At 45.5% G+C, this 25446-nt stretch carries 25 protein-coding genes; 19 read left to right on the plus strand and 6 right to left on the minus strand.

Features of this window, described 5'->3' with window-relative positions; genetic code table 11:
* Positions 1-288: 288 nt before the first annotated feature.
* The 8 genes from V1467_RS08120 to ruvB all read left to right on the plus strand — a co-directional run bounded on the left by V1467_RS08120 (position 289) and on the right by ruvB (position 8564).
* The gene (locus V1467_RS08120; protein ID WP_416308290.1) at positions 289-579 is read left to right on the plus strand and encodes a hypothetical protein; all 291 of its coding nucleotides are present in this window, start codon (positions 289-291) and stop codon (positions 577-579) included.
* Positions 580-757: 178 nt separating this feature from the next.
* Positions 758-2164, plus strand: a complete 1407-nt coding sequence (locus V1467_RS08125; protein ID WP_416308291.1) for a sensor histidine kinase — start codon at positions 758-760, stop codon at positions 2162-2164.
* Entirely contained in the window at positions 2161-2739 is a 579-nt protein-coding gene (locus tag V1467_RS08130; protein WP_416308292.1) for a hypothetical protein, read from the plus strand. The genes V1467_RS08125 and V1467_RS08130 overlap by 4 nt, the downstream gene beginning before the upstream one ends.
* Positions 2729-4069 carry a sigma 54-interacting transcriptional regulator gene (locus V1467_RS08135; protein ID WP_416308293.1) on the plus strand — a complete coding sequence of 447 codons (1341 nt, stop codon included), beginning with the start codon at positions 2729-2731 and terminating at the stop codon, positions 4067-4069. Before V1467_RS08130 ends, V1467_RS08135 begins: the two co-directional genes overlap by 11 nt.
* A 394-nt stretch (positions 4070-4463) precedes the next feature.
* Positions 4464-6239: an aspartate--tRNA ligase gene (aspS, locus tag V1467_RS08140; RefSeq protein ID WP_416308294.1), complete on the plus strand. Its 1776-nt coding sequence runs from the start codon at positions 4464-4466 to the stop codon at positions 6237-6239.
* Positions 6240-6259: 20 nt separating this feature from the next.
* On the plus strand, positions 6260-6784 hold the full coding sequence (ruvC, locus tag V1467_RS08145; RefSeq protein WP_416308295.1) for a crossover junction endodeoxyribonuclease RuvC: 525 nt from the start codon (positions 6260-6262) through the stop codon (positions 6782-6784).
* A 138-nt stretch (positions 6785-6922) separates the two neighbouring features.
* Positions 6923-7543, plus strand: coding sequence for a Holliday junction branch migration protein RuvA (gene ruvA, locus V1467_RS08150; protein ID WP_416308296.1), 621 nt, complete (start codon positions 6923-6925; stop codon positions 7541-7543).
* A 7-nt stretch (positions 7544-7550) separates the two neighbouring features.
* Positions 7551-8564 carry a Holliday junction branch migration DNA helicase RuvB gene (gene ruvB, locus V1467_RS08155; RefSeq protein WP_416308297.1) on the plus strand — a complete coding sequence of 338 codons (1014 nt, stop codon included), beginning with the start codon at positions 7551-7553 and terminating at the stop codon, positions 8562-8564.
* Positions 8565-8624: 60 nt separating this feature from the next.
* Here the strand turns inward: ruvB and V1467_RS08160 are convergent, their stop codons facing one another.
* A complete protein-coding gene (locus V1467_RS08160) occupies positions 8625-9587 on the minus strand; it encodes a glutathione S-transferase family protein (protein WP_416308298.1) in 963 nt (320 codons plus the stop codon).
* Positions 9588-9761: 174 nt separating this feature from the next.
* Here V1467_RS08160 and V1467_RS08165 point away from each other — a divergent pair, with 174 nt between their 5' ends.
* On the plus strand, positions 9762-10403 hold the full coding sequence (locus V1467_RS08165; protein ID WP_416308299.1) for a rhomboid family intramembrane serine protease: 642 nt from the start codon (positions 9762-9764) through the stop codon (positions 10401-10403).
* Between the two features lie 75 nt (positions 10404-10478).
* Here V1467_RS08165 and V1467_RS08170 read toward each other — a convergent pair whose 3' ends face one another.
* The 3 genes from V1467_RS08170 to V1467_RS08180 all read right to left on the minus strand — a co-directional run bounded on the left by V1467_RS08170 (position 10479) and on the right by V1467_RS08180 (position 12961).
* A complete protein-coding gene (locus tag V1467_RS08170) occupies positions 10479-10850 on the minus strand; it encodes a hypothetical protein (protein WP_416308300.1) in 372 nt (123 codons plus the stop codon).
* 342 nt (positions 10851-11192) lie between these two features.
* The gene (locus V1467_RS08175; protein ID WP_416308301.1) at positions 11193-12713 is read right to left on the minus strand and encodes a DUF3413 domain-containing protein; all 1521 of its coding nucleotides are present in this window, start codon (positions 12711-12713) and stop codon (positions 11193-11195) included.
* Between the two features lie 26 nt (positions 12714-12739).
* Entirely contained in the window at positions 12740-12961 is a 222-nt protein-coding gene (locus V1467_RS08180; protein ID WP_416308302.1) for a DUF1414 domain-containing protein, read from the minus strand.
* Positions 12962-13097: 136 nt separating this feature from the next.
* On the opposite strand from V1467_RS08180, the gene yejK reads away from it, so the two are divergent.
* From yejK to V1467_RS08210, 6 genes are all read left to right on the plus strand, one after another.
* Positions 13098-14099 carry a nucleoid-associated protein YejK gene (gene yejK, locus V1467_RS08185; protein WP_416308303.1) on the plus strand — a complete coding sequence of 334 codons (1002 nt, stop codon included), beginning with the start codon at positions 13098-13100 and terminating at the stop codon, positions 14097-14099.
* Positions 14100-14130: 31 nt separating this feature from the next.
* Positions 14131-15006: a 6-pyruvoyl trahydropterin synthase family protein gene (locus V1467_RS08190; RefSeq protein ID WP_416308304.1), complete on the plus strand. Its 876-nt coding sequence runs from the start codon at positions 14131-14133 to the stop codon at positions 15004-15006.
* The gene (locus V1467_RS08195) at positions 14999-15796 is read left to right on the plus strand and encodes a M23 family metallopeptidase (RefSeq protein ID WP_416308305.1); all 798 of its coding nucleotides are present in this window, start codon (positions 14999-15001) and stop codon (positions 15794-15796) included. The genes V1467_RS08190 and V1467_RS08195 overlap by 8 nt, the downstream gene beginning before the upstream one ends.
* Positions 15797-15972: 176 nt before the next feature.
* Positions 15973-16194, plus strand: coding sequence for a hypothetical protein (locus V1467_RS08200; protein ID WP_416308306.1), 222 nt, complete (start codon positions 15973-15975; stop codon positions 16192-16194).
* A gap of 24 nt (positions 16195-16218) precedes the next feature.
* Entirely contained in the window at positions 16219-17421 is a 1203-nt protein-coding gene (locus tag V1467_RS08205; protein ID WP_416308307.1) for an NnrS family protein, read from the plus strand.
* 38 nt (positions 17422-17459) lie between these two features.
* Positions 17460-17894 (plus strand): Rrf2 family transcriptional regulator, encoded by a 435-nt coding sequence (locus tag V1467_RS08210; protein ID WP_416308308.1) that lies wholly within the window; start codon positions 17460-17462, stop codon positions 17892-17894.
* 42 nt (positions 17895-17936) lie between these two features.
* On the opposite strand, the gene V1467_RS08215 is transcribed toward V1467_RS08210, so the two are convergent.
* Together V1467_RS08215 and gap are read right to left on the minus strand one after the other, a co-directional pair.
* Positions 17937-18776, minus strand: a complete 840-nt coding sequence (locus tag V1467_RS08215; protein WP_416308309.1) for a D-hexose-6-phosphate mutarotase — start codon at positions 18774-18776, stop codon at positions 17937-17939.
* A gap of 70 nt (positions 18777-18846) precedes the next feature.
* Positions 18847-19842, minus strand: coding sequence for a type I glyceraldehyde-3-phosphate dehydrogenase (gap, locus tag V1467_RS08220; RefSeq protein ID WP_416308310.1), 996 nt, complete (start codon positions 19840-19842; stop codon positions 18847-18849).
* A gap of 239 nt (positions 19843-20081) precedes the next feature.
* Here gap and msrB point away from each other — a divergent pair, with 239 nt between their 5' ends.
* From msrB to V1467_RS08240, 4 genes are all read left to right on the plus strand, one after another.
* Positions 20082-20468: a peptide-methionine (R)-S-oxide reductase MsrB gene (gene msrB, locus V1467_RS08225; RefSeq protein WP_416308311.1), complete on the plus strand. Its 387-nt coding sequence runs from the start codon at positions 20082-20084 to the stop codon at positions 20466-20468.
* A 363-nt stretch (positions 20469-20831) separates the two neighbouring features.
* Positions 20832-22277, plus strand: a complete 1446-nt coding sequence (locus V1467_RS08230) for a glyceraldehyde-3-phosphate dehydrogenase (RefSeq protein ID WP_416308312.1) — start codon at positions 20832-20834, stop codon at positions 22275-22277.
* Between the two features lie 174 nt (positions 22278-22451).
* Positions 22452-23579 (plus strand): M14-type cytosolic carboxypeptidase, encoded by a 1128-nt coding sequence (locus V1467_RS08235; protein WP_416308313.1) that lies wholly within the window; start codon positions 22452-22454, stop codon positions 23577-23579.
* A gap of 85 nt (positions 23580-23664) precedes the next feature.
* Positions 23665-25350: an alanine/glycine:cation symporter family protein gene (locus V1467_RS08240; protein WP_416308314.1), complete on the plus strand. Its 1686-nt coding sequence runs from the start codon at positions 23665-23667 to the stop codon at positions 25348-25350.
* Positions 25351-25446: the final 96 nt, after the last annotated feature.

Genomic DNA, 25446 nt, shown 5'->3' on the forward strand with positions numbered 1-25446 from the left:
GGCGCGGATCCGCGACAAAACTTGTGGTTCAGAATGGCTGATTTTTCACTTTTATCATTTAACTATTTGAAAAATAAATAAAATTTATAATTGGCATTAAAGTTGATATAGCACCATTAGCCTAATTGTTTCGAATTTCCCCTCAATGAATTTGATCCAATACAACGAAGCCGTGATAGTTAGATAAACCCATATCGTCGTTTCGTCCTGAGGCATAAACTGAGAATCGACAGGTTTGTTTTGTCTGCCTTGCTTGGCAGATAGATATCAACAAAATGGAGTAATAGGATGAAAAAAGTGATTTTTGCAACTGGACTGTTTTTAGCGGCTGCTACGGCGTTTGCTGTAACTGACAAACTGGATCCTCAATTAGTCGCCAAAAAAGCAGAATCTATTGAAAAAGTTGATGTTATCGCCAAACTGGATCAGGACAAGGATGGTAAGTTAACCATTAAAGAAGCAATGTCTGATCCGGTTCTGTTGGCTTCTTTCGGTAAAATTGATACCGATGGTGATGGTCAAATCAGTCAAAGTGAAATGGAAGCCGCAAAGCTGACTGAGCAAGAGCAGGGCTCCTGAGTGGGAACGTTTTGACATGCTGGTTTTTTAACAGGAGTGAAAGCCAAAGTTAAGCCGTTCTGACATTGGATAGTTATCATTTGATGTGTAGAAATAAAAGGCCGGATTTCCGGCCTTTTCATTTTTTAGTAGTGCCTGTATGTTATCAGGTTAAATATGTTAGCAGATGAGAATAGCCTTGCGATTAGGTTCCCTTCGACAACTTACCTTGTTCAGTTTCATTTTTGCCATGTTGCCGCTTGGGGTTTTACTTTGGCAAAACCAGAAAACCCTGACCGAACTGGGTAATATAGCTGTCAGTCAAGCCCGGCAAGCCGTTGATCTAACCCGTTCAGTGGAATCTATGCAAGGAACGGCTGTCGATATTGAGCGATTGATACGTCAATACAAAGTGCTTAAAAATACCGAATTAGTGCCGTTAATTGAAAACTATACACATAATTTCAGGTTTTCTTTTGAATTAAGTTGCCAGCAAACAGACCTGCAACAGTTGTGTATTGCGATTGAATCGCAGCTGAACAAAATCGTATCGCTACAACGAGAGGTTGATCCCAGGCAACTCGATGATGATATGACCCGTTTCCGCCAGTTGCTGCAGGATTTTTCGTTGGCGTCAGCTGCGCAACTGGATACCAGCCTGGATGAGCAGCGTAACCATGTCCATCAGGTTCAGCAGGAGATTACCTGGCAAACCCTGGTGTTGGTTATTATTACTTTAATGCTGGTTTGGGCTGCCAGTCAGGTGGTGATTAAACCGGTAAACCGGTTGGAAAAATTAATCAGGGCGATCGGCAACCAGAATGATGAACTACCCCAAACAGAATTCCGTTACCCCAGGGAAATGGTGGAACTGGATAGCAGATTACGCTGGTTGGCTAAACGGTTAGCTCATCTGGAGTCCATACGACATGCCATGTTGCGCCACGCGTCACACGAACTTAAAACGCCTTTGGCCAGCATTCGTGAAGGATGTTCCTTGTTGTCTGATCAGGTTGTCGGTGAACTGAATGGTCAGCAACAGGAAGTGGTGTCACTGCTGGATGTCGGGGCTAAACGCCTGACCCAGTTGGTTGAGCAATTATTGGATTATAATCGTTTATTACAAGAAGCTTCATCCAGGCCAGACTGGATTGATATTCGTGAGTTATTGAACCGGATTTGTGAACAACACCAATTATCGATAGGACAAAATGGACAGTATTTCGAGTTGCAAACAACAGTGTCAAAACTTTATGCGGATGAAAAGCTATTGCAACGTATACTGGATAATCTGATTAATAATGCGATTGCTTACGGAAAGCAGGATAGTGCGGTAATTATCCAGATCAATAAGCAGGATGATGACTACCTGATTAGCGTGTGCAATAGTTGTGACGAAATTGAAATACCGGACAATATGCAGTTGTTCCAGCCATTTCAACGGGGTAATCAAGCGCGTAATGACGGACTATCCGGTTCGGGTTTGGGATTATCCATTGTGGCTGATTGTGCCAGAATGATGAATGGCACGGCTGAAATAATCAATGATCAAAAGACAGTGTTTTGTGTGCAAATAATATTACCTCAAATTCAGGAAAATGTATGAGAACCAGCACCGTTATAGCGTGTTTGTTATTACTTAATGGATGTCAGTCATTTCAGTTACCACCAGAACATAAGGTCCCAGCGCATGCCGCCTGTGACTTTAATAACGATGATTTCAATATCTCGGACCAACCCTGCGATATTTTGCGCTGGTTCGATTTTCGTTTTGCGACAGATGAACTGGATTGGCCGGCGCGTAAAAAAATAATCGCTGAGCTTGGTAACGATGATGTGGATACGCTGAAAAAAATCTTGCTCAGCCAGAATATGGATACGCCTTACCAAAGTCGATTGCGGGCACAAAATCAGCTCAATGATCTGATACCCATTTTACCCGAGGAATTAACCAAGTTAATTCGCATCTTGTTGCAACAACCTACACAAAAATTACTGGAATATGAATCAGCACTGGTAACAGTAGGAAAAATTAACTCGCGCCAGTCGCAAACTATCGAGGAACAAAAGGTCAAACTGGACACGCTGGAAAACAAAGTGAAAGAACAACATAACCAGATAGAGCAATTAATGAAAATAGAAACGACACTCAGTAATAAGGATAGGCAGAATGACAAATAAAAATGCACGAATTTTGTTGGTTGATGACGACCCAAGCCTATTACGTTTATTAAGTTTACGCCTGGAAGGCGAAGGTTATCAGGTGTCAACCGCAGTGGATGCGGAACATGCATTGCGCAGTCTTAATGACAATGTTTTTGATTTGGTACTCAGTGACTTACGTATGCCGGGTATGGATGGTATGGCGTTATTTGACGAAGTGGTACGCACACATGCTGGCATACCGGTAATTATTATGACCGCTCACGGCTCTATTTCAGAAGCCGTTACCGCGACCCAAAGAGGGGTACACGGGTTTTTAACTAAACCTATTGATCATGATGAATTACGAAAAACCATTGATGCGGCGCTAAGAGTCAGCCACGTGGCTAATAGCGATAGTTGGCGAGAAAAAATTATTACCCGTAGTCAGGTAATGGAAAATTTGCTTGAGCAAGCTTATCGGGTGGCACAGCGTGATGTCAGCATTTTGTTAACCGGCGCCAGTGGAACCGGTAAAGAATTGATGGCCAGAGCCATTCACAATGCCAGCCCCAGGGCAGAGCAGCCTTTTATCGCAGTTAACTGTGGTGCTATACCGGAAAACTTGCTCGAATCTGAACTGTTTGGCCATGCCAAAGGCGCATTTACTGGAGCCATTCAGGATCATCAGGGGTTATTCCAACAGGCCGATAAAGGCACCTTGTTGCTGGATGAAATAGGCGATATGCCCCTGCATTTGCAGGTTAAACTGCTGCGCGCCTTGCAGGAGCAGCAAATCCGCCCGGTAGGCAGCAGTAAACATGTGGCGATTGATGTGCGGGTGATTTCTGCTACTCACCGGGATATTGATGCAGCGATGAAAGAAGGGCAGTTCCGCGAAGATTTGTATTACCGCCTTAACGTGGTGAATCTGCATTTGCCCGGTCTACATGAACGAGCCGAGGATATTCCGGTATTGGCCAGACATTTACTGCAAAGCTGTGCGGAGCGCCATGGTGTGAAAGTCAGTCGCTTTTCTGACGATGCCATGCAGATGTTAACTACCGCCCCCTGGCCGGGAAATGTGCGGCAACTGGTGAATGTGGTAGAACAGTGTGTAGCACTGACTCAAAGCCCGGTGATTGGACGGCATATGGTGGAACAGGCGTTGTCCGAATCCAGTTGTATTTGGCCAACGTTAAGTGACGCGCGTGATGCGTTTGAACGCCAATATTTGCTGAAAGTATTAAAAATGGCCGATGGTAACGTAACCCGTGCTGCCGATTTGGCAGGGCGTAATCGTACCGATTTACATAAGCTGATGAAAAAACATCATCTCAATACTGCCGATATCAAAGCCCAGAGTTAGCCGTAGCAGAGAACGCTATTTATTGCCCTTCAGCCGTGTATTTTTGCCTTATCTTGAGGGGTATACCCATGCCACCTCAAAATACCGGATTCAGAGCGACTGGGGCGCTGTAATTCAAGGCATCGTCTTGAAACCATGTTGTCCACCTTGTGAAAGGCGATAACGCAGAAGTACAGTACCCCAGACGCTCCCTTCGGGCGGGTTTTAAAGCCATTTATACTGCGTTGACTATTTTTGATTTAGCCCACTAGACCTACAAACAGTCGCCTTGTCTAAATGGCTTTAAATTCCCGCTGAAACGTGCATTTTGAGGTGGCATGAGTATATAATACGCGGCTTTATTTTGACTCTAATATTTTCTCACGGCATTCAAGCCGGATTACAGGACGATTTCATGCGCACAGATTATTGCGGCAACATCAACGCATCTTTTATTGGTCAGACCGTTACGCTTTGTGGTTGGGTAAACCGTCGCCGCGATCTCGGCGGGGTGATTTTTCTCGATTTACGCGATCGTGAAGGTATTGTTCAGGTGGTTTACGATCCTGATTTGGCCGATGTGTTTGATACCGCCAATAAAGTGCGTAACGAATTTTGTGTGCAACTAACCGGTTTAGTGCGTGCGCGCCCCGAAGGGCAAGTCAATAAGGATATGTCCACAGGCGAAATCGAGATTCTGGGAAAAGAGTTAACCATTTTAAATAAATCAGCACCATTACCGCTGGACAGCAATCAGGAAAATTCCGAAGAACAACGGCTGAAATACCGTTATCTGGACTTGCGTCGCCCGATTATGACTGAACGCTTGAAGTTTCGCGCCAAAGTGACAGGCGCAGTACGTCGCTATCTGGAAGAGCAGGGCTTTCTGGATATCGAAACGCCAATGCTAACCAAAGCAACACCGGAAGGTGCCCGTGATTATCTGGTGCCAAGCCGCACGCACAAAGGCCAGTTTTTTGCCTTGCCGCAATCACCCCAGTTGTTTAAGCAGTTGCTGATGATGTCTGGCATGGATCGTTATTATCAAATCGTAAAATGTTTCCGTGATGAAGATTTACGCGCTGATCGGCAACCCGAATTTACCCAAATCGATATTGAAACCACCTTCCTCGATGCTGAAGGGGTAATGGCCATCACTGAAAAAATGATGCGTGGGCTGTTTAACGATTTACTGAATGTAGATTTGGGTGAGTTCCCACGCATGACTTACGCTGATGCCATGCGTTTGTACGGCAGTGATAAACCGGATTTGCGTAATCCAATGGTACTCACCGATGTCGCCGAACTAGTCAAAAACGTTGATTTTAAAGTGTTCTCAGGTCCGGCAAATGACCCTAAAGGCCGTGTTGTGGCTATTTGTGTGCCAGGTGGCGCCGAATTATCTCGTAAACAGATAGATGATTACGGCAAGTATGTCAGTATTTATGGTGCTAAAGGACTGGCCTGGATGAAAGTCAATGACATCGATGCCGGCCTGGATGGTTTGCAATCACCTATTTTAAAATTCCTCGATGCCAAAACCGCACAGGCTATTATAACCGCAACCCAGGCCAAAAGTGGCGATATCTTGCTGTTTGGTGCCGACAGCAATACCGTTGTTACCGAGAGTATGGGGGCTTTGCGTCTCAAACTGGGTGAAGATCTTAATTTGCTCGAAGGTGAGTGGAAACCGCTATGGGTAGTCGACTTCCCGATGTTTGAAGAAGTAGACGGCCAGTTTTATGCGTTACATCATCCGTTTACCGCTCCTCGTGATATGACGCCGGAGCAGTTGGCTGCTGATCCGGGCAGTGCAATTTCTAATGCCTACGATATGGTGTTGAACGGTTGCGAATTAGGCGGTGGTTCGGTGCGTATCCACCATCAGGACATGCAATCTCAAGTGTTCGAGATTTTGGGCATTGAAGAACAAGAAGCGCGCAGTAAATTTGGCTTTTTGCTCGATGCCTTGCAATACGGTACGCCACCGCATGCCGGTCTGGCTTTTGGTCTGGATCGCATGGTGATGTTGATGACGGGTGCCACTTCAATTCGTGATGTGATGGCCTTCCCCAAAACCACTACCGCGGCTTGTCCGTTAACCGATGCACCAGGATTCGCTAACCCTGAACAATTGCAGGAGTTAGCCATCCAGACTGTAGTTAAAGCAGAGGAAACGGATAGAGAGTAAGCCGGAGGCAGGGAACTGTTATGGCCATTATTCTGGGAATTGATCCCGGTTCCCGCCTGACCGGCTATGGTGTTATCCGCCAGCAGGGCAGTAAATTCGAATATCTGGGCAGTGGCTGTATTCGCCTGGGTACTGATGAGCTGCCCATTCGTTTGCAAAAAATATATGCCGGAGTCAGTCAGATTATTGAGCAATACCGGCCAGATATGTTTGCCATTGAGCAGGTATTTATGGCTCGTAATCCGGACTCAGCATTAAAACTGGGGCAGTCCCGGGGGGCAGCGATTGTTGCCGCCACCAGTCAAAATATTCCAGTGGCAGAATATTCTGCCCGCCAGATTAAGCAGGCTGTGGTAGGCAAAGGTGCGGCCGACAAAAGCCAAGTACAGCATATGGTCACTTATTTATTAAAGCTACCGGGCACCCCACAAGCGGATGCGGCTGATGCGCTTGCAGTGGCCTTATGTCATGGCCACAGCTATCAAAGCCTGATTAAACTGGCCGGACAGGCGAGTAAAACTGTCAGGGGCAGGTTACGCAAATAAGCTGATTCACCTTCCCCTCGATTTGTATATTGACAATGTGTTTATATACAGTAGTCTGTGGCGTATATTCCAAACTTCATTGTTTTTGGTGCTAGTTTTTCAGTCACCTAAAACAATAACCAGCATAAAGGATCTGTTGTGATAGGCCGAATTCGCGGTATTCTGATCGAAAAGCAGGCCCCCGAGGTACTCATCGAAGCCGGAGGCGTGGGCTATGATATCCAAATTCCCATGACCAGCTTTTATCAGTTGCCGGACGTGGGACGAGAAGCCATTATCTATACCCATTTTGTCGTGCGTGAAGATGCGCAGCTACTATTTGGTTTCGCGAATAAATCCGAACGTTCTTTATTTCGTGAATTAATCAAAGCCAATGGCGTGGGCCCTAAAATGGCGTTGACCATTATGTCCGGCATGTCGGTTGAGCAGTTTATTCAATGCGTTAATTTTGAAGATGTGTCGTCACTGGTTAAATTGCCGGGAGTCGGCAAGAAAACTGCTGAACGTTTAGTGGTTGAAATGCGTGACCGGCTTAAAAATATTGCATTAACCGCGACAGAGCATGTTTCTTTGCCCAGTGAACAGCAGAGTATCGAGTCGACTTTTGTCTCACTGAATGACAGTAAACAGGAAGCATTAAGTGCCTTATTGGCGTTGGGCTACAAAAATGCCCAGGCTATGCAAGTGATCAAAGCGGTGTACCAGGATGACATGAGCAGTGAACAACTGATCCGTGAAGCATTAAGAGCGATGGCGTAAAAACGAAATGATAGAAGCAGATCGACTGATCCAGCCTAAAGCAGATAAAGAAGACGAAGCACTGGATCGTGCCATCAGGCCCAAGCTACTTGCCGACTATACCGGTCAGGATCACGTTTGTGCGCAGATGGAAATTTTTATCGAAGCGGCTCGCCAGCGTCAGGACGCACTGGATCATTTACTGATATTTGGGCCACCCGGTTTGGGTAAAACCACCTTGGCTTATATCGTCGCCAATGAAATGGGGGTGAATATTAAAACCACCTCGGGTCCGGTGCTGGAAAAAGCCGGCGATTTGGCGGCATTATTGACTAATCTGGAAGAAAACGATGTGTTGTTTATTGATGAAATTCATCGTTTAAGCCCGGTTGTTGAAGAAATTCTGTATCCCGCGATGGAAGACTACCAGCTGGATATTATGATTGGTGAAGGTCCGGCAGCACGTTCGATTAAGCTGGAATTACCGCCTTTTACGCTGGTTGGTGCCACGACCCGTGCTGGCTCGCTCACTTCACCTTTACGTGACCGCTTTGGCATAGTGCAACGGCTTGAGTTCTACAATATCAAGGATTTAACCCAGATTATTTTACGATCGGCCAGTTATCTGGACCAACAACTGGGTAACGAAGGAGCTATCGAAATTGCCCGGCGTTCTCGTGGTACGCCGCGTATCGCCAACCGGTTGTTGCGGAGAGTAAGGGATTTTGCCCAGATAAAATCCAATGGCGTGATCGACGATAAAGTGGCCGCCAGTGCGCTGGATATGCTCGATGTGGATAGCGAAGGGTTTGATTATATGGATCGTAAACTGCTTAATTGCATTATCGAAAAATTTAATGGTGGACCGGTAGGACTGGATAATCTGGCCGCCGCCATCGGTGAAGAAAAAGATACCATCGAAGATGTTATCGAGCCTTATTTGATCCAGCAGGGCTTCTTGCAGCGTACTCCGCGTGGGCGGATCGCTTCACAACGGGCATTTTTACATTTTGGTTTCGATTATTCACCAACCACTGAATAGACAGGCCTGCCTCCACAGGCCGGTTCTACTGGTTATTGTTTGCTTACCGACGCTAATCCGTTAGCCTATTTTGTCCCTCTGATGTGGCTGATTCCAATCCTGTTGGTGACCCAGCGGAATGATCCGGTGCGGGTTAATCGTTTCATGACTGGCGTAATAATGCCGTTTGATATGATTCATATTAACTGTCTGGGCAATACCAGGTTGTTGATACAACTCCAGCATAAAATGATAAAGATGCTCAAATTCCTTCAGCAGCTTTAAATTACATTTGAAATGGGTGTGATATACCGCATCAAATCTGACCAGGGTGGTCCATAGCCGCCAGTCTGCTTCGGTTATTTTAGGGCCGGTTAAATAGCGTTGGCTGGCCAGGATCGTATCCAGTTGTTGTAATACCGAAAACAGTTTTTTGGCATTTTCGTCGTAAGCGTCCTGTGAGGTGGCAAACCCGGTCTTATACACGCCGTTGTTGACGTTGTGATATACCAGATGGTTGATTTCATCAATATGTGACTGTAAATCGGATGGATAAAAATCTTGCTGGTTACCGGTGATATGATCAAAGGCAGAATTGAACATGCGGATAATATCAGCCGATTCGTTATTAACGATAACCCGTTGTTTTTGATCCCATAGTACCGGAACGGTAATATTACCCTGATAGTCAGCTGAATGCTGATAGTACAGATCTGACAGATATTCGCTGCCGTAAAGCGTATCTCCTGTCGTCGCATATAACCGGCTGGATTTGGCGTTATGTTTAAAACGCCAGCCCTTATCATGCATATCGGGATGAACCACGCTAACGGCAATTAAATCCTGCAGTCCTTTTAATACGCGAAAAACTAGTGCCCGATGTGCCCAGGGGCAGGCCAGAGACACATACAAGTGATACCTGTCTGCTTCTGCCTTGAAGCCGGAGTCACCATCAGCTGTAATCCAGCTCCTGAATTGTGAATCTTTACGGTGATATTCACCATTGTCGATACTACTTTTCCAGCTCGAATTAACCTTGCTCATCAGTGTCTCCGTTTTTCTCCGTTGTCAAAATACTATTTTGATGAATATAACTGCAAATAAACACGAATTTAATTCTAATAAATAGAAAGTTAGAGATATAAATGGCAGCATAAAAGCTTTTAATTTATCGAACAGCCCCAATCTAGTTGCTATTAGCAGCAATTGAGTTGAGAAATGGGAACTGATGACCGATTTAAAAACAGCTTTATACTGTCGTTATTATTTGTTTGTCTGTTGTGGTGGGTAAAGCTGGGTGAGCTTTTTCTGGATTGGGATTTATCCGTTTTTGGTGTGCTACCCATGCATTCACAAGGGCTGATTGGGATATTTGCCGCTCCGTTGATTCATGGTTCGCTCAACCACATTTTTAGTAATACCTTGCCGACATTAATATTAGGTACATTGTTACTTTATGGCTACCCGAAATCCCGTTGGTGGGTTTTATTGATAGTCTGGCTGGGGTCAGGATTGGGTGTGTGGTTGTTCGCCCGAGAGGCAACACATATTGGGGCTAGTGGCTTATCGCACGGGATGTTTTTCTTTTTACTGGTGGCAAGCATCTTGCGTCGCGATAAACGTTCGGTGGCGATTATGATGATTGTATTTTTATTGTATGGCAGCATGACCATGACAATCTTTCCGCGCGAGCCAAATATTTCATTTGAATATCATTTCTTTGGTGCCATTGCCGGTAGCTTATGTGCGTTTATTTTCTGGCGTCGAGATCCTAAACCGGTAGAGAAAAAGTATCAGTGGGAAGGAACTGAAGATGACGATCCGCTGATAGGTGATGAATGGCAGGATAAATCAGACTGAATATGTGCGGGGAAAAGCCAACCGCGATACCAAAATTGAACAGGTATGCGGTTGTTAGCTGAACAACGGCTGTAATTAGGACCCGCGCACTATTACGACTCGGTCAACGTTATTGTCCTCTTGTGGCATAGATACGTAATCCTTGATTTGAATATGGCCTTCAGAGCGCTGAAATTTTTCCAGAAATGCAGCGTTAGCCAGGTTGCCGGCTTTATCGGCAAATTCACCAATAAGCAGGTTGTTGCAGGCAATATTGTTGGCAATATAGTGTATACCTTTACCTGATTCCTTGTAGGAGACATAGAAACCGACACGGCTGTCCATGGCGGCACTGACGCAGAGTTTGGTTTCTCTCGAGTTGTCTGCTGCGACATAAGTCGTTGCGGCGTTGGCCAATAGTGGAAAAGCCATCGTCGATGCAATAAAAAGTCTTTTTAAATTCAACATGTTCACGTCCTCAGTTATAAAAAATGCTTAATGCCTGAGGTAGTGTCGATGGCTTGATACTAAAAAGCTGTAAATCGGCGGCGACTATTTGTAACATTGGATGTGTTTGAAACATTTATACTAAGTGTTTGAAAAATAAAGTTTATATTGTATTTATATAAACTTTTGTGCTGATTTGACGGGAGGAAAAGAGGGGAGGTTGTGGTGAACCGGAATAGCAGCCTTCTGTTTGTAACTAATGGCGGGTTAATAGGCCGTTATTGCTGGCAACAAACTCTCAGAAAGTAAGGGAAAAGCTTTTAATCTTATCCCTGCCTTGTTGCTGAAAAAGTTTTTAATTCTTTAATCTTTGGCCACAAAACGGCTTAGATGCTTAATCCCTTGGCTTAGCATACTGGTATTAAGATCAGTGGATAGTTCTTCACCACTCAGGCGATCGAAGATTTTATGATTGCCATTACTGTCGACTTCAATTCGATGGGTCTTGTTCAGCATAACCACTTTGTCACCCAGGCTGGTGACTAACCATTCCCGTTGTGGTTTGCGTAAGTTCTGGCCGGTACTGTAAATATTAGATTCTGCGCTGCAACCCATTAAATTCAGCAGTGTCGGAGCCAGATCCTGATGGCTGCTCACTACCGCAGACTGCATATTGTCAATATTAGAAAAGGTGGCGACCTGCGTATTGCTCTGCAATTGGGTCAACAACAGTTTACCCTGGCTAAAGTTAAAGCTATTTAACAAGGTTTTAGCCTGTTCGGGACTGACAAAAGCAATACTTAAACGAGGCTGGCTGGTTGAAAACTGTTTCTGGAAATCGTCCCAACTACTGTTACCAAATTTAAATCCCGGCGCGTAGACAAAAGTATCCAGGCCCAGCTTGGCGGGTAAATCAAGCAACACCGGTGCGATATTCTGCATCGCGCTCTGGTAAAGTTCGGGCAGGCCATAAACAATACTAAACTGGCCAGAAACCGCGTTGGAGGACATATCATAGTAATCGTGCAGTTTTGTCAGAGGGTAAGCATTAGCCAATGCTTCGCTATCGCCTTGCGTGACCACCAGCAGGTTGACGTTAGTGTTCTGGTCTACTGCACAATATAACGCCGAAGCGGGATAATTTACTTGCTGTACGCGCCGATTCAGTTGCAGTTCCTTGCGCTGCTGATAGCTTTCCAGATCCAGCAAATTATATTTGGACATCAATGTCTTGGCAGTAGCCGGATAGGATAGCGGAAACATATCATCCTGCTGGACAATTGGCTGATACAGATGAGCATCTGCCCAGATATGGCTGGCATGACTGCACACAAAACAGACAATAAAAAACAGCGCGGCGGGTTGGCCAATTTTTTTAACCCGAAAACGATCAATTCGCTGCCACAAAGCATTGGCCAGAATCAGCTGGAACGACAGCCAAACGACAAATAACAGGATTAAAAATCCCCATTGCTGCCAGTTAAAGTTGGCGATGACATTATTGGTTTCGTAGCGCAACAACTCGGCCGAATTAAAGCTGACATGCAAGCCATATTTGTTGTACAGCAGTGCATCGAAAGCCAGTAGAGCCAATCCTACTGCGGCAATAATGGAGGCACTGATTTTGACGACTTTAACGTTAGGTACCAAATAACATAGTGGCAAAACAAGGATCACAAAGCCGATAAAGGTCAGGAAACTGATATGTCCAAACCAGTTAGTCAACAGATACAAGGCACCAAAAGCGGTATCCGGCAACCTTGAATTAAAGGTGTAAATCGACGCAATAATAATGGCGATAAAGATATTAAAAAAGGCAAACCAATGGCCCCACCCAACCAGTTTGGTTACCCGCTGTCTTCGTGGCGTTTCTGTCAGTATCATAGTGTTTGTCTAATTCTTTCTAATTTTTAATGACTGGATTTAACACTTTTTAATAAAACTTGGGTAAACTGCTCGGCCATTTGCATACGGTCGGCCTCTTTTACCTGATGGTGAAAAATATTGGTGATGATATTTCCCAATACCATAATGGACAAATCTCGACTGGCCTGGTGTTTTTCCAGCACACCAATAATGTCATTGGTTAGTTGTTCAAATTGCTGGTCGGAATATTTGGACTGTCGAGGCATGAGGAATATGTCTTATTGAGATAATATGCGACATAGTAGCAAGTAATTTCAGGTAGCTCCATATTAACCGCCTGGTTAGCAGTTCGGTTGTGGAAACTACCACCAACTTTATGAATGTAAGAGGTAAATTCGCCCTATGAGCGCGATAATTCATCAATTTGTGGTTCACCAACTGGCGGTGAACGAGGCTCAGGAACTGGTGATGGTTCCCCGTAGTCAGTGTTTCGAAATCTCTCCCCAAATCGAACGACTCACTGAACAGCTAAATAGCGTTTACGCGGGAAAACCGGGTAAGGGTGTGGGAGGGCTGGCAGCCGCAGAAGAAGGTAATTTTACCACCTTGCTGGACAATCTTGGTGAGGATCAGGACAGTTTCTATCAGTTCAGTCTGGCCACCACGGAAATGCTGAAAAAAACGTTGCTTGAGTTTGGCAAGATAGAAACCGGATTTCTACTGTTTTGCCAATACCAGTTTTTAGCCACCGATTATATATTTATTGGTCTGCTCAATACCAAACAGCATGTAGAAATCGATCGTAGTCTGGAGCTTAACTATAGCGATCATCTGGATTTGGCTAAAATGCAGTTGGCGACCCGAATTGATTTAACAGAACGGCGAATTAACCCTGATGCAAACCGTTATGTGAGCTTTATCAAAGGCATGGCCGGTCGCAAGGTGTCGGATTTCTTTCTGGCATTTTTAGGGTGCGAAGAGCTGGTTGATGTTAAGCAGCAAAACAAACAGCTGGTTAATGTGGTGGATGAATATTTTCAGTCTGAACAGTTGGCTCCGGAAGAAAAACATCAGGGCCGTCAGCAAATGGTCAGTTACTACAAAGAGAAAATAGACCAGGGTGAAGACATTAAAATCAGTGAATTGGCCGAGCAACTACCTAAGGGCAATAGCAGCTTTGTCGATTTCGCCCGTGGCGGCGAGCAGAGCATAGAGGAAACCTTTCAGGCAGATCCCGCAATCATCAAGAGTTTAAACAAATTTAGTGGTGCGGGTGGCGGTTTGACTATCAGTTTCGAGCGCAAATTATTAGGCGAACGGGTACAATATGATCCGCATAGCGATACATTGCTGATCAAGGGTGTACCGCCTAATTTGAAAGATCAGTTATTGAAATCGTCTTAACCAATAGAGTAACTGGAGAACCTGACTAGCCATGCAATTGTTTGTAAATGATCTGACAGTAATGGATTTTTCCTATCTGTGCCCGCAGCGCGGGATGGTTGGAGAAAGCTGGATTGTCGATGTGATCCTGGATGGTGATCTGAATGAAGAAAGCATGGTGCTGGACTTTTCCAAGGTTAAAAAACGCCTTAAAGCATTAATCGACGAGTATGTTGATCATAAATTGTTGATCCCGGCAGAGCACGACTATACCCGTATCCGGCGCAATGAACTGACTGATATGGTGCAGGTGGATTTCGATCGACCTGACAACCAGTCTATCCATTTAAACTGCCCGGCCGAAGCCTATGCCTTTGTGTATACCGAGCAGGTCAATATGGCATCGGTTAGCCAGTATTTGAAAGAAATTATTGCCACCCATTTACCCGAAAATGTCGAGGGGCTGGAATTGACCCTGCGCACCGAAGATATCCCCACGCCTTATTACCATTACACTCATGGCTTAAAAAAGCATGACGGCAATTGTCAGCGGATTGCGCATGGTCATCGTTCTAAGGTTCTGGTTTATCAAGATGGTGAATTGAGTGAAAAATGGCAAAAATACTGGGCACAGCGCTGGCAGGATATTTATATCGGAACCCATGAGGATATTGTTGCTGTGCAGCAATTAAGCCTGCAAATTTCGCGGTCATCGTTTGAGCAGCATTATTGTTTTGCCTATGAAGCCTCACAGGGCAGCTTTGAGTTGATTATTCCCAAAAGTGAATGTGATCTGGTCAGTACCGATTCAACCGTGGAATGTCTGGCTCAATTTATGGCGGATGAACAGAAAAAACTGGCTCCGCAACACAGTTTTAAAGTGTTGGCGTTTGAAGGTGTGGGCAAGGGAGCCATAGCCAATGCTTAAGTTAGTTTTGTTACTCTTGCTAGCTTCATTCAATTTGCATGCTATTGAATTACGTGGTGAGATAACCCAAGGCAGTATGATTGTGGGTAAGACTGTACCCGGTAGTTCAGTTTGGCTGGATGGCGACAAACTAAAAGTATCGGCACAAGGTGATTTTGTTTTTGGCTTTAACCGTGATGCTGAATTAACCCATCAGCTGGAATGGCAGGAGCCGGGACAGGAAAAACAGCTTAAGGCTTTAACGCTGAGCAAACGTGACTATAAAATAGAGCGGATCAAAGGTTTGCCACCCAAAATGGTCACGCCGGATCCCGAAGTCCTTGAGCGGATCCGTGAAGAAGGCCGCCGGATAGCCAAAGCGAGAACTGTTGATGACGACAGAACGGATTTCACCCAAGCATTTATCTGGCCTGCCAAAGGGCGTATCAGCGGATTTTATGGTAGTCAGCGTATTCTCAATGGTAAACCCAAAACACCTCATTATGGCGTTGATGTCGCGGCTAAAACCGGCTCACCGGTTGTGGCTCCTGCTGATGGTATCGTGACATACTGGCAACCTGATATGTATTACTCTGGTGGCACCATGCTGATTGATCATGGCCATGGCATCAGTTCGGCGTTTTTACATTTAAGCGCCAGCCATGTAAAGGTGGGGCAGGCTGTTAAACAGGGTCAGCTGGTAGCGGAAGTGGGCAAAACCGGCCGCGCTACCGGCCCGCACCTTGATTGGCGGATTAACTGGTTTAAAGTACGTCTCGATCCTGCCTTATTGATACCTTCCAAACCTTAAAACTTCCCATGTCTGTCGCACTGTATTGTCGGTGCGATATAAAACGTCAAACGTCTGTTGTTACCCAATCTCATGATCATATTCCAGGGTGAACCTGTTATTTGAAAATTAAGTTTGACCTTTTTAAAAGGGGTATTTAATATGCACTTTAATAAGGTGTATATAGGATGCATGTTATGACTCCCAAGAAAGCGCTATTGGTCGCCAACGTTTCAATGCTGCTGACACTTGTTGCTTTTTGTGGCTGCGTTCTGGTTGCTTATGGATTAGATGATTATTTCCCGTTAATGGTGATAGTGCTGATGCATGTGGCACAAATTGTTTTAGCGGGACTATTTAAATTTTCGTATGTGCTCAGGCTGGTGGCGCAAAAACAGTTAGGTCAGACCTTAAGATAATTTAACCTGAACCCAGGATAACTTATGATTAATATTACTGATGCAAAGCGGGAAGAGCAGATCTTGCCTCTATGGCGTCTGGCGTTTCGCCCATTTTTTCTGTTTGGCGGGTTATTTTCATCTTTTGCCATCTTGTTATGGGGACTGTACTTAGCAGACATCGTCTCTTTTGAACCCTATACAAATATGCTTTTTTGGCATGCTCACGAAATGCTGTTCGGTTTTGTTAGCGTATTTATCGTCGGCTTTTTATTGACGGCAGTACAAAACTGGACGGGGATCAGGGCAACGCACGGTAAACCGTTGATGCTACTGGTAGGATTGTGGCTAACGGCAAGAATGGCATTTTTGCTGGGTGATGTATTGCCTGCCTGGCTAATAATATTGCTTGATGTGAGTTTTATTCCCTTAGCGGCCGGTTATTTTTTTAATATTCTGAGAAAAGCAGGGCATAAACGTAATTTATTTTTTGTCCCTGTATTGTTGTTGCTGGCTGTGGGTAACCTGTTATTGCATCTATCGGTCGTGCTGCAACTTCCTGTGCTAAAAGAGTGGGGACTTAACGCGACGTTAATGATTATTGCATTAATCATGACGATCGTCGCCGGACGTGTCATGCCGATGTTTACCGCCAATGGCACTGCTACCTGTAAAGTAGAGCCACTGCGTTGGCTAGAATACAGTGTAATCGGCACATCCGTTACTCTGGTGGCACTGTATTTATCCGGACTGGTGTATCTGCTTCCTGGCGAAGTAATAGCGGCTGTTTTTACATTGGCAGCTATCTGCCAAATATTACGTTGCGCGCGGTGGAAACCCTGGATCACATTAAAGCATCCGCTATTGTGGTCATTGCACTTTGCCTATTGGTTTATTCCACTGGCGTTTGCCTTGTTCGCCAGTTATAAACTGGGGTGGATAGTCAATGCATCCATTGCGATCCACGCATTAACGGCTGGTGCCATGAGCAGTATGATTTTGTCGATGATTTGCCGAGTATCGCTCGGTCATACTGGGCGTATGTTATCACCACCGGGCAGGGTGAAATGGCTGCTGTTACTGGTTATTTGGGCAGGGTTGGTCAGAGTTTTTGGGGTACTAACAGGATTTGACCTTATTATCGTTTACTTGCTTGCTAGCCTGTTGTGGTCATTGGCGTATTTACTCTTTGTGGTTACTTACGGGTCAATGTTGGTTAAACCAAGAGTGGACGGACGCCCCGGTTGAATGTCAATATCACTAACACGGTTTCAACAAGATAATTTATGCAGTTAACCCGATATACCGACTATGCGTTGCGGATCTTAACCTATCTGGCGGTGATGCCGCAGGGACAGCAAGCCAATATTGAACAGATCAGTAAACGCTATAACTTGTCTGTTCATCATTTAAAGAAAATTGTCCAGCAATTAGGCATTGCTGGCATTGTGGCGACAAAAAGGGGCAAAGGCGGCGGTATTAGCCTGATGAAGTCCCCGGGACAAATTAATGTGGGGGAAGTTGTGACGCTGCTGGAAAACACGCTGGATGTTATCGACTGTCACAGTGCGCCCTGTCAAATACTGCCAGCCTGCCGATTGAAAAATATTCTAGCACAGGCAACGCAGTCATTTATCCAGACGCTGAATCAATATACCCTGGCTGATTTAGTTGCAGATAATAAAGGCGACCTAATAGAATTATTGCAAATAGAAAGGTGACGAAAGCAAAGGTTGTTAACGTCACCTGTATGTTCTGGCCCTTTACCCAATAGTTTGCACAAGCCGATGTACTTCTCCGGCAGCGAGGATTTTATCTTGAGTTATCGCTGTTTCAACACATAACAAGTTCAGATAGCCTTGTTTTGTCATATCGCTCATACCTGCGCTTTTTTCAATCCAGGGATTCCACACCACCACACTATCATGACCTTCAGAGTAAATCGGGATGGAATACGCCGGGACTTCTATGGTGACCTGCGGTGCGGCAACCAGATGAATACGATCAGTTTCCGTGCTAAAGATGTAAGTTTCGGGCGTTGTTGCTATTGTCCTTTGTGCCACCTTGTCTATATATTTGCCCGATAAGCCGGATAGTCGGGTACGCTGAATATCATCGACCGAAAAATAGCTATGTAGCGCAGCATTATAGCTAAAGCTGCTATTGCCAATATTTTCGGTGATTAACTCGATTTTGAGTTGTTGTCCGACAATAATTTTCAAACGGAGCGCCGCCAGCCCATCAAAACCATCACCTACACAGGTTTCGGGGGCCAGTGTTATTTCGGTACCTGCACCAGTGTCTTCACAACGGGTAACATGCCAAAGTTGTTCGCGGACGTAACCGTGCGCCGGAAACTGGCTATCAACATGATGGCCAAACCAGGGCCAGCAAATCGGCACGCCTCCGCGAATGGCTTTACTGCCATCTAACCGGGTTTTGTCACTTAGCCATAAGCGTTCTCTTTGATCGCTTTTAGGACAAAAGCTGATGATATGTCCACCAAACAAGCTGATTTTGGCAAAAGCAAACGCGTTGTTCACTTCCAGACAATCAACCAGTGATGGAGAGGACTCAAGGCTAACGGATGGACTAAGTTGCATATTTGACCTTCTACACGTTTCAATAAAAAAGGCGACATTCCTGTCGCCTTTATCATGCCTGCTAAGCTGTTTACTTGGCAATATGAGCAACCAAATCCAGCACTTTATTCGAGTAGCCGATTTCATTGTCATACCAGGAGATGACTTTTACAAAAGTATCGGTCAATGCGATACCGGCTTCGGCATCGAAGATAGAGGTGCGTGTATCGCCGATAAAGTCCTGGGAAACAACTGCATCTTCGGTGTAACCCATAATGCCTTTCAGTTCACCTTCAGACGCAGCTTTCATCGCGGCACAAATTTGCGCGTAAGTTGCCGGTTTTGCCAGGTTAACAGTCAAGTCGACCACTGACACGTCAGCAACAGGAACGCGCATTGACATACCGGTCAATTTACCGTTTAGCTCAGGAATAACCTTACCCACGGCTTTGGCGGCACCGGTAGACGAAGGAATGATATTTTGTGACGCGCCGCGACCGCCACGCCAGTCTTTGGCAGATGGTGCATCAACAGTTTTCTGGGTAGCCGTGGTGGCGTGTACAGTGGTCATTAAACCGTCGACGATACCAAAGTTATCATTTAACACTTTTGCCAGCGGAGCCAAACAGTTAGTGGTACAAGAGGCATTGGATACAACATCCTGACCCGCGTAACTGCTGTCGTTTACGCCCATAACAAACATGGGGGTGTCGTCTTTGGATGGAGCTGACATCACTACTTTTTTCGCGCCGGCCTGAATATGTTTGCGGGCCGTTTCGTCAGTTAAAAACAAACCGGTAGACTCAACAACAACATCAACACCAATGGCATCCCAGGCCAGATTGGCAGGATCACGTTCGGCGGTAACGCGTACTTCTTTACCGTTCACAATCAGTTTGCCGTCCTTTACCTCGACAGTGCCGTTAAACTTTCCGTGAGTAGAATCGTACTTCAGCATATATGCCATGTAATCTACGTCGAGCAAGTCATTGATGCCTACGACTTGAATATCATCACGCTCACATGATGCTCTGAAAACAAATCGACCGATACGCCCGAAACCATTGATCCCAACTTTGATAGTCATGTTTCACCTTACTTTAAGATTGTTGCTGAATATTGTAACTAAATTACAGAAATTATCGGCAATGTTCAACGATTACGCAAATAAACTCGGCTTATCTGTTATAAAATTACAATATATGCAGTTTTTTAGATTGAAAAATAATCACACACTTTGACTCGACTAGTTTAGCAACGATTTCGGTTTTCTTCGTTTGTTTGAACTGCTATACCTGTTATTAAATCTTTTAGTCAGGAACAGATATGAAATTAACAGAACAGGAATGGCAGCAACGGCTTTCGGATGAAGAATATCGGGTCTGCAGAAAGAAGGGCACCGAACGGCCATTTAGTGGCGAATTGCTGGATGTTAACGATAAAGGCATTTATTTGTGTAAATGTTGTGGTGCCGAGTTGTTTTCATCTAACGCCAAGTTTGATGCAGGTTGTGGTTGGCCGTCGTTTTTCGCCGAGCACGGCGAAAACGTTGATTATCATCAGGATCATAGCCATGGCATGACGCGCACCGAGATCACCTGTAAACAATGTGGTAGTCATCTGGGACATGTGTTCCCGGATGGGCCACAGCCCACAGGTCAGCGCTATTGCGTTAATTCTGTATCATTGTCATTTCAGCCGGAAGACAAATAATTTCATGAAAGTTTTTTTCATTTCTGAATGATGTCATTACTACACCGTTGTAACCGGATTAGCTTGGCTTGCAACGCCCAATAGCAGATAAAATAACGATATTGAACAGCCGAACTTCTGTCCTGGCAGTGAGAATTGCGGCGCTGCCATTTTCAACTTATCTGTTAACTTGCACAAAAACTCGCCAGTTGAGGTAAAGTTACCAATAAATTCGACTAAATCCTGTTAATCAAAGGATTTTGGTAATTTCTGTACAATTTTGCATCAATCCATTCTTTCATTACACTAGCGCGCGATTTTGCCCCGGCAAGTCATATCATTCAGTTAAATCCCTACAAAATAGCAGCATAAAAGGCAGTGAAAATGAATCAACAATATGAGCAGGTATTGCAAAATAGTTGGCAGGAGCGGCAAGAATACGCGGAACAGATGTTACCGCTACTGGGCAAACTATATCGTGATAAATCCGTCGAGATCACTGTTTATGGCCGCTCTTTGGTGGGAGCCAGCGCGATAGATATTATTAAGGCGCATCGCACCGTGCGCCAGCACGAAGGGCAAAAGTTACGTTTGCGAGAGACATTTCCGTTTATTCAGGTATTGAGCGAGTTGCCGCTGGCACCCGCCGAGATTGATGTAGGCAAATTGGCTTACCGCTTTCACTATAGCGATAAAGCGCACAGCAGTGATGTCCCGGCTTATTTGCAACAAGAATTGCAAAGCATCAGCGACCCTTCCAATCAGCAACAGCCCCGAGATGTGGTGTTATACGGTTTTGGTCGAATTGGCCGATTGCTGGCACGTTTGATGATTGAACGTCAGGGTAAAAATAACAAGCTACGTTTACGCGCTATCGTTGTACGCGGCGGCAAAGAAGGGGATTTGGAAAAGCGGGCCAGTTTATTGCGCCGTGATTCGGTACATGGTCCGTTTAACGGCTCTATTACAGTGGATAATGAGCGTAACGCGATCAAGGCCAATGGTGCCTATATTCAGGTGATTTACGCTAATTCACCCGACGAGGTGGATTATGCGCAATACGGCATCGATAACGCTATTGTGGTCGACAACACCGGTATGTGGCGCGATGCTGAAGGTCTTGGACAGCATCTTAAGGCTAAAGGTACAGCGAAAGTGTTATTAACCGCACCGGGCAAAGGCGATATCAAGAATATCGTCCATGGTGTCAACCATACGGATATCCTCGCCGAAGATAGCATTTTATCCGCTGCAAGCTGTACCACAAATGCCATTACGCCCGTACTGAAAATGATGGACGAGAGGTTCGGTATTACCAGTGGCCATGTAGAAACCGTGCACTCTTTTACCAATGACCAGCATCTTATCGACAATTTCCATAAAGCCGATCGCCGTGGCCGCAGTGCCGCGCTGAATATGGTGATTACCGAAACAGGCGCCGCCAAAGCGGTGGCCAAGGCTTATCCGAAACTGGCAGGTAAACTGACTGGTAACGCAATTCGGGTTCCCACGCCCAATGTGTCATTGGCCATTCTCAATCTGCAGTTAGACAACAGCACCAGTCGCGAAGAGTTAAATGACTTTTTGCGCAATGCATCGTTATTTTCATCGTTGCATCACCAGATTGATTTTTCGGCTTCAACTGAAATCGTCTCCACCGATCTGGTCGGTACTCGCTTTGCGTCGGTAGTGGATTCACAGGCCACCATTGTGGCGGATAATCGTGCCACCTTGTATTTGTGGTATGACAACGAGTTTGGTTATAGCTGTCAGGTAATGCGGGTAGTGCAAGATATGGCCGGATTAAAAGTACCGTCATTACCGGTCTAATCTGTTCAACAGGCAGGATGACGGCCCTGTCATCCTGCCTGTTTTAGCGGGAGCATTGTCTGCGTGACGAAAGCGCTTTTGCAAAAATTCATCTATTAGGTGCTCTTGGTTAGCCAGCCGCTTTTAAAATATGGTAGATTACGCCAGTCCTACAATAAGATCCGAATAAACTCCATGAGAATAAGTAGCAATTTTGATAGCGGAAATATTCAGGTTATCCGCGCCGAACAGGCTGATGATATTCAGTTAGCCATCAACAAAGATAATAATTCCGATTTTTACCAGTGGTTTCACTTCAAACTCGACTCGACTCCCTTTATTAACCACAAACTGACTATACAGAATGTTGACAAGGCCGCTTACCCGGACGGTTGGCAGAACTACCAGGCCGTTGCTTCCTATGATCGTGAGGAGTGGTTTAGGGTCGATACAGAATTTGACGGGAAAAGTTTGAGCATCGATCACACCCCCGAGCATGACATTACCTATTTTGCCTATTTTGCGCCGTATTCCTACGAACGTCATCTTGACCTGATTGGCTGGGCGCAGACCTGTTTTGATTGCCGCCATGAACATTTGGGTGAAACCCTGGATGGGCGCGATATGTCGTTGCTGGTTGTTGGTCAACCTGAAGAAGGTAAAAAGAAAATCTGGATTACCGCACGTCAGCATCCGGGCGAAACCATGGCTGAATGGTTGATTGAAGGTTTACTGGAACGGCTATTGGATGAAGACGACGGGGTTGCCCGTTCATTGCTGGATAAGGCTGTGTTGTACATTGTACCCAATATGAATCCGGACGGTTCGGTGCGTGGTCATCTACGTACCAATGCCAATGGTGCCAATCTTAATCGTGAATGGGCAACACCCACGGCGGAAAATAGCCCGGAAGTGCTGCATGTATTAAATAAAATGCAGCAAACCGGGGTGGATATGTTTCTGGATGTGCACGGGGATGAAGCGCTGCCTTACAACTTTGTCGCCGGCTCGGAAGGAATACCCGCTTACAATGCCCGTATTGCTGCATTGGAAAATAGCTTTAAGCAGGCGTTTTTAATGGCAACACCGGAATTTCAGGATGAAGTGGGATACCCCAAAGATGAACCCGGCAAGGCAAATTTGACAGTGGCCTGTAACGCAGTAGCACAGAAATTTGATTGTCTGGCTTACACACTGGAAATGCCATTTAAGGATAATATAAACTTGCCGGATGCTGCTTACGGCTGGTCGCCCAAGCGCAGTAAACAGTTAGGTGAAGATGTGCTAATTGCTATTCATGCAGTAGCAGATACTTTAAGATAAACGTAGCCGTGCGCTAATTAACTTCAGCTCTGAACAGCAAGAGCCGGTTAAAATTAATAACAATAAATAATAACAGGGGAATAACTTGGAATCCTTTCATAATTTTTTAAAACTGCTGGATAGCAATCTAGGTGGGGCGGGTTGGTTCCCGTATGTGTTGCTGGGAGTGGGATTATTTTTCACTATTTACCTGAAGTTCCCGCAAATTCGATACTTCAAACATGCGTGGAAAGTCGTTACCGGCAAGTATGATAAAAAAGGTGCCCCGGGTGATACTACGCACTTCCAGTCTTTATCCACCGCGCTGTCTGGTACAGTCGGTACCGGTAATATCAGTGGTGTGGCGTTTGCTATCTTTTTGGGCGGTCCGGCAGCCTTGTTCTGGATGTGGGCAACGGCATTTTTGGGCATGACCACCAAGTTTGTCGAGGTCACCTTATCGCATAAATATCGGGTTAAAACCGAAGATGGCACTATGGCAGGCGGTCCCATGTATTACATGGACAGACGTCTGAACATGAAATGGCTGGCTATAGGTTTTGCTATTGCCACCGTTATTAGCTCGTTTGGTACCGGCAACTTACCGCAAATCAACAGTATTGCCTCCAGTATGCAGGAGTCATTCGGACTGGAACCCATGATTACTGGTGGCGTGCTAGCAGTGATGTTGGGACTGGTTATTCTGGGCGGAATTCACCGCATCGCAGCGGTTACCTCAAGAATTGTTCCGCTAATGGCTGGTGTGTACTTGATTGGTGCCTTTGGGGTGATTTTCTACAATATCGGCAATATCGGCCCTGCGTTTGCCTCGGTCATCGGCGATGTGTTTAGCGGTTCTGCGGCAACCGGCGGTTTCCTTGGTGCGACTATTGCCTATGCGTTTAACCGTGGGGTGAATCGCGGTTTATTCTCCAACGAAGCAGGACAAGGTTCTGCTCCTATCGCGCACGCCGCGGCAAAAGCCGATGAGCCCGTGTCCGAAGGGATGGTGTCTATCCTTGAGCCGTTTATCGATACCATCATTATTTGTACTATCACCGGTCTGGTTATCCTGTCTTCGGGTGTCTGGAACGAAAAGTTCGATAACGTGTTCCAAAAAGCGGATATGGCTATCGTGGCCGGCAAATATGTTGAAAGCAACGAAGCGGATCGTCAGCAAATGTTCAAATACCTTAACCACGTTGACGGACATAATGTTGAACTTTATAACGGTGACATCAAAGTAGTGGAAGGCAAGGCTCTTGCTGGTAACTATACTATTATGCATGCCCATTCTTTTGCTGAAGATGTGCGTTTTAGCATTGGTGAAGCGGAAGATGCCTACAGCGGCACGTTAAAAATCGTTGACGGATTACCGGTAAAAGACACCGTTATTATCACCGGTAAGTCATTGATTCACTCTGCAGCCCTGACCACCAAAGCCTTCACGCGCGGCTTTTTTGGTGATTTCGGTCAGTATATTGTATCGATAGGGTTGTTGTTGTTTGCGTTTTCCACCGCGATTGCCTGGTCTTATTATGGTGACAGGGCGATGACATATTTGCTGGGAGCGCGTTCGGTGATGCCGTATCGGGTCATTTATGTGGCCGGTTTCTTCTGGGCTTCGTTTTCGGATACCACCCTGGTGTGGGCGCTAGCTAGTGTGGCTATTGTGGTAATGACATTGCCTAACCTGTTCGGTATTTTGATGCTGAGAAAGGAAATGAAGCAGACAGTAGCGGATTACTGGACAGATTTTAACAAAGAGCATCAGCAAGAAACGCAAAAGTAGACGCGTTTTTATCAGGCGCAATGGCAATAACCATTTAGTGCCTGAGAACATTTTATACTTTACACAGGAGTGTTGGCCTTGGGTCACACTCCTTTT

The organism is Neptunicella plasticusilytica (genome assembly GCF_047922965.1).
Classification (GTDB): domain Bacteria; phylum Pseudomonadota; class Gammaproteobacteria; order Enterobacterales; family Alteromonadaceae; genus Neptunicella; species Neptunicella plasticusilytica.

What these genes read in the sequence shown, in the direction of transcription:
- V1467_RS08175 (WP_416308301.1), bottom strand. Translation starts at nt 12,713, where the DNA reads ATGATACTGACAGAAACGCCACGAAGACAGCGGGTAACCAAACTGGTT.
- V1467_RS08210 (WP_416308308.1), top strand. Translation starts at nt 17,460, where the DNA reads ATGCAGTTAACCCGATATACCGACTATGCGTTGCGGATCTTAACCTAT.
- V1467_RS08180 (WP_416308302.1), bottom strand. Translation starts at nt 12,961, where the DNA reads ATGCCTCGACAGTCCAAATATTCCGACCAGCAATTTGAACAACTAACC.
- V1467_RS08170 (WP_416308300.1), bottom strand. Translation starts at nt 10,850, where the DNA reads ATGTTGAATTTAAAAAGACTTTTTATTGCATCGACGATGGCTTTTCCA.
- V1467_RS08205 (WP_416308307.1), top strand. Translation starts at nt 16,219, where the DNA reads ATGATTAATATTACTGATGCAAAGCGGGAAGAGCAGATCTTGCCTCTA.
- V1467_RS08165 (WP_416308299.1), top strand. Translation starts at nt 9,762, where the DNA reads ATGGGAACTGATGACCGATTTAAAAACAGCTTTATACTGTCGTTATTA.
- V1467_RS08135 (WP_416308293.1), top strand. Translation starts at nt 2,729, where the DNA reads ATGACAAATAAAAATGCACGAATTTTGTTGGTTGATGACGACCCAAGC.
- V1467_RS08235 (WP_416308313.1), top strand. Translation starts at nt 22,452, where the DNA reads ATGAGAATAAGTAGCAATTTTGATAGCGGAAATATTCAGGTTATCCGC.
- yejK (WP_416308303.1), top strand. Translation starts at nt 13,098, where the DNA reads ATGAGCGCGATAATTCATCAATTTGTGGTTCACCAACTGGCGGTGAAC.
- V1467_RS08130 (WP_416308292.1), top strand. Translation starts at nt 2,161, where the DNA reads ATGAGAACCAGCACCGTTATAGCGTGTTTGTTATTACTTAATGGATGT.
- V1467_RS08120 (WP_416308290.1), top strand. Translation starts at nt 289, where the DNA reads ATGAAAAAAGTGATTTTTGCAACTGGACTGTTTTTAGCGGCTGCTACG.
- V1467_RS08195 (WP_416308305.1), top strand. Translation starts at nt 14,999, where the DNA reads ATGCTTAAGTTAGTTTTGTTACTCTTGCTAGCTTCATTCAATTTGCAT.
- aspS (WP_416308294.1), top strand. Translation starts at nt 4,464, where the DNA reads ATGCGCACAGATTATTGCGGCAACATCAACGCATCTTTTATTGGTCAG.
- V1467_RS08190 (WP_416308304.1), top strand. Translation starts at nt 14,131, where the DNA reads ATGCAATTGTTTGTAAATGATCTGACAGTAATGGATTTTTCCTATCTG.
- V1467_RS08230 (WP_416308312.1), top strand. Translation starts at nt 20,832, where the DNA reads ATGAATCAACAATATGAGCAGGTATTGCAAAATAGTTGGCAGGAGCGG.
- ruvB (WP_416308297.1), top strand. Translation starts at nt 7,551, where the DNA reads ATGATAGAAGCAGATCGACTGATCCAGCCTAAAGCAGATAAAGAAGAC.
- ruvC (WP_416308295.1), top strand. Translation starts at nt 6,260, where the DNA reads ATGGCCATTATTCTGGGAATTGATCCCGGTTCCCGCCTGACCGGCTAT.
- V1467_RS08160 (WP_416308298.1), bottom strand. Translation starts at nt 9,587, where the DNA reads ATGAGCAAGGTTAATTCGAGCTGGAAAAGTAGTATCGACAATGGTGAA.
- V1467_RS08200 (WP_416308306.1), top strand. Translation starts at nt 15,973, where the DNA reads ATGACTCCCAAGAAAGCGCTATTGGTCGCCAACGTTTCAATGCTGCTG.
- gap (WP_416308310.1), bottom strand. Translation starts at nt 19,842, where the DNA reads ATGACTATCAAAGTTGGGATCAATGGTTTCGGGCGTATCGGTCGATTT.
- V1467_RS08215 (WP_416308309.1), bottom strand. Translation starts at nt 18,776, where the DNA reads ATGCAACTTAGTCCATCCGTTAGCCTTGAGTCCTCTCCATCACTGGTT.
- msrB (WP_416308311.1), top strand. Translation starts at nt 20,082, where the DNA reads ATGAAATTAACAGAACAGGAATGGCAGCAACGGCTTTCGGATGAAGAA.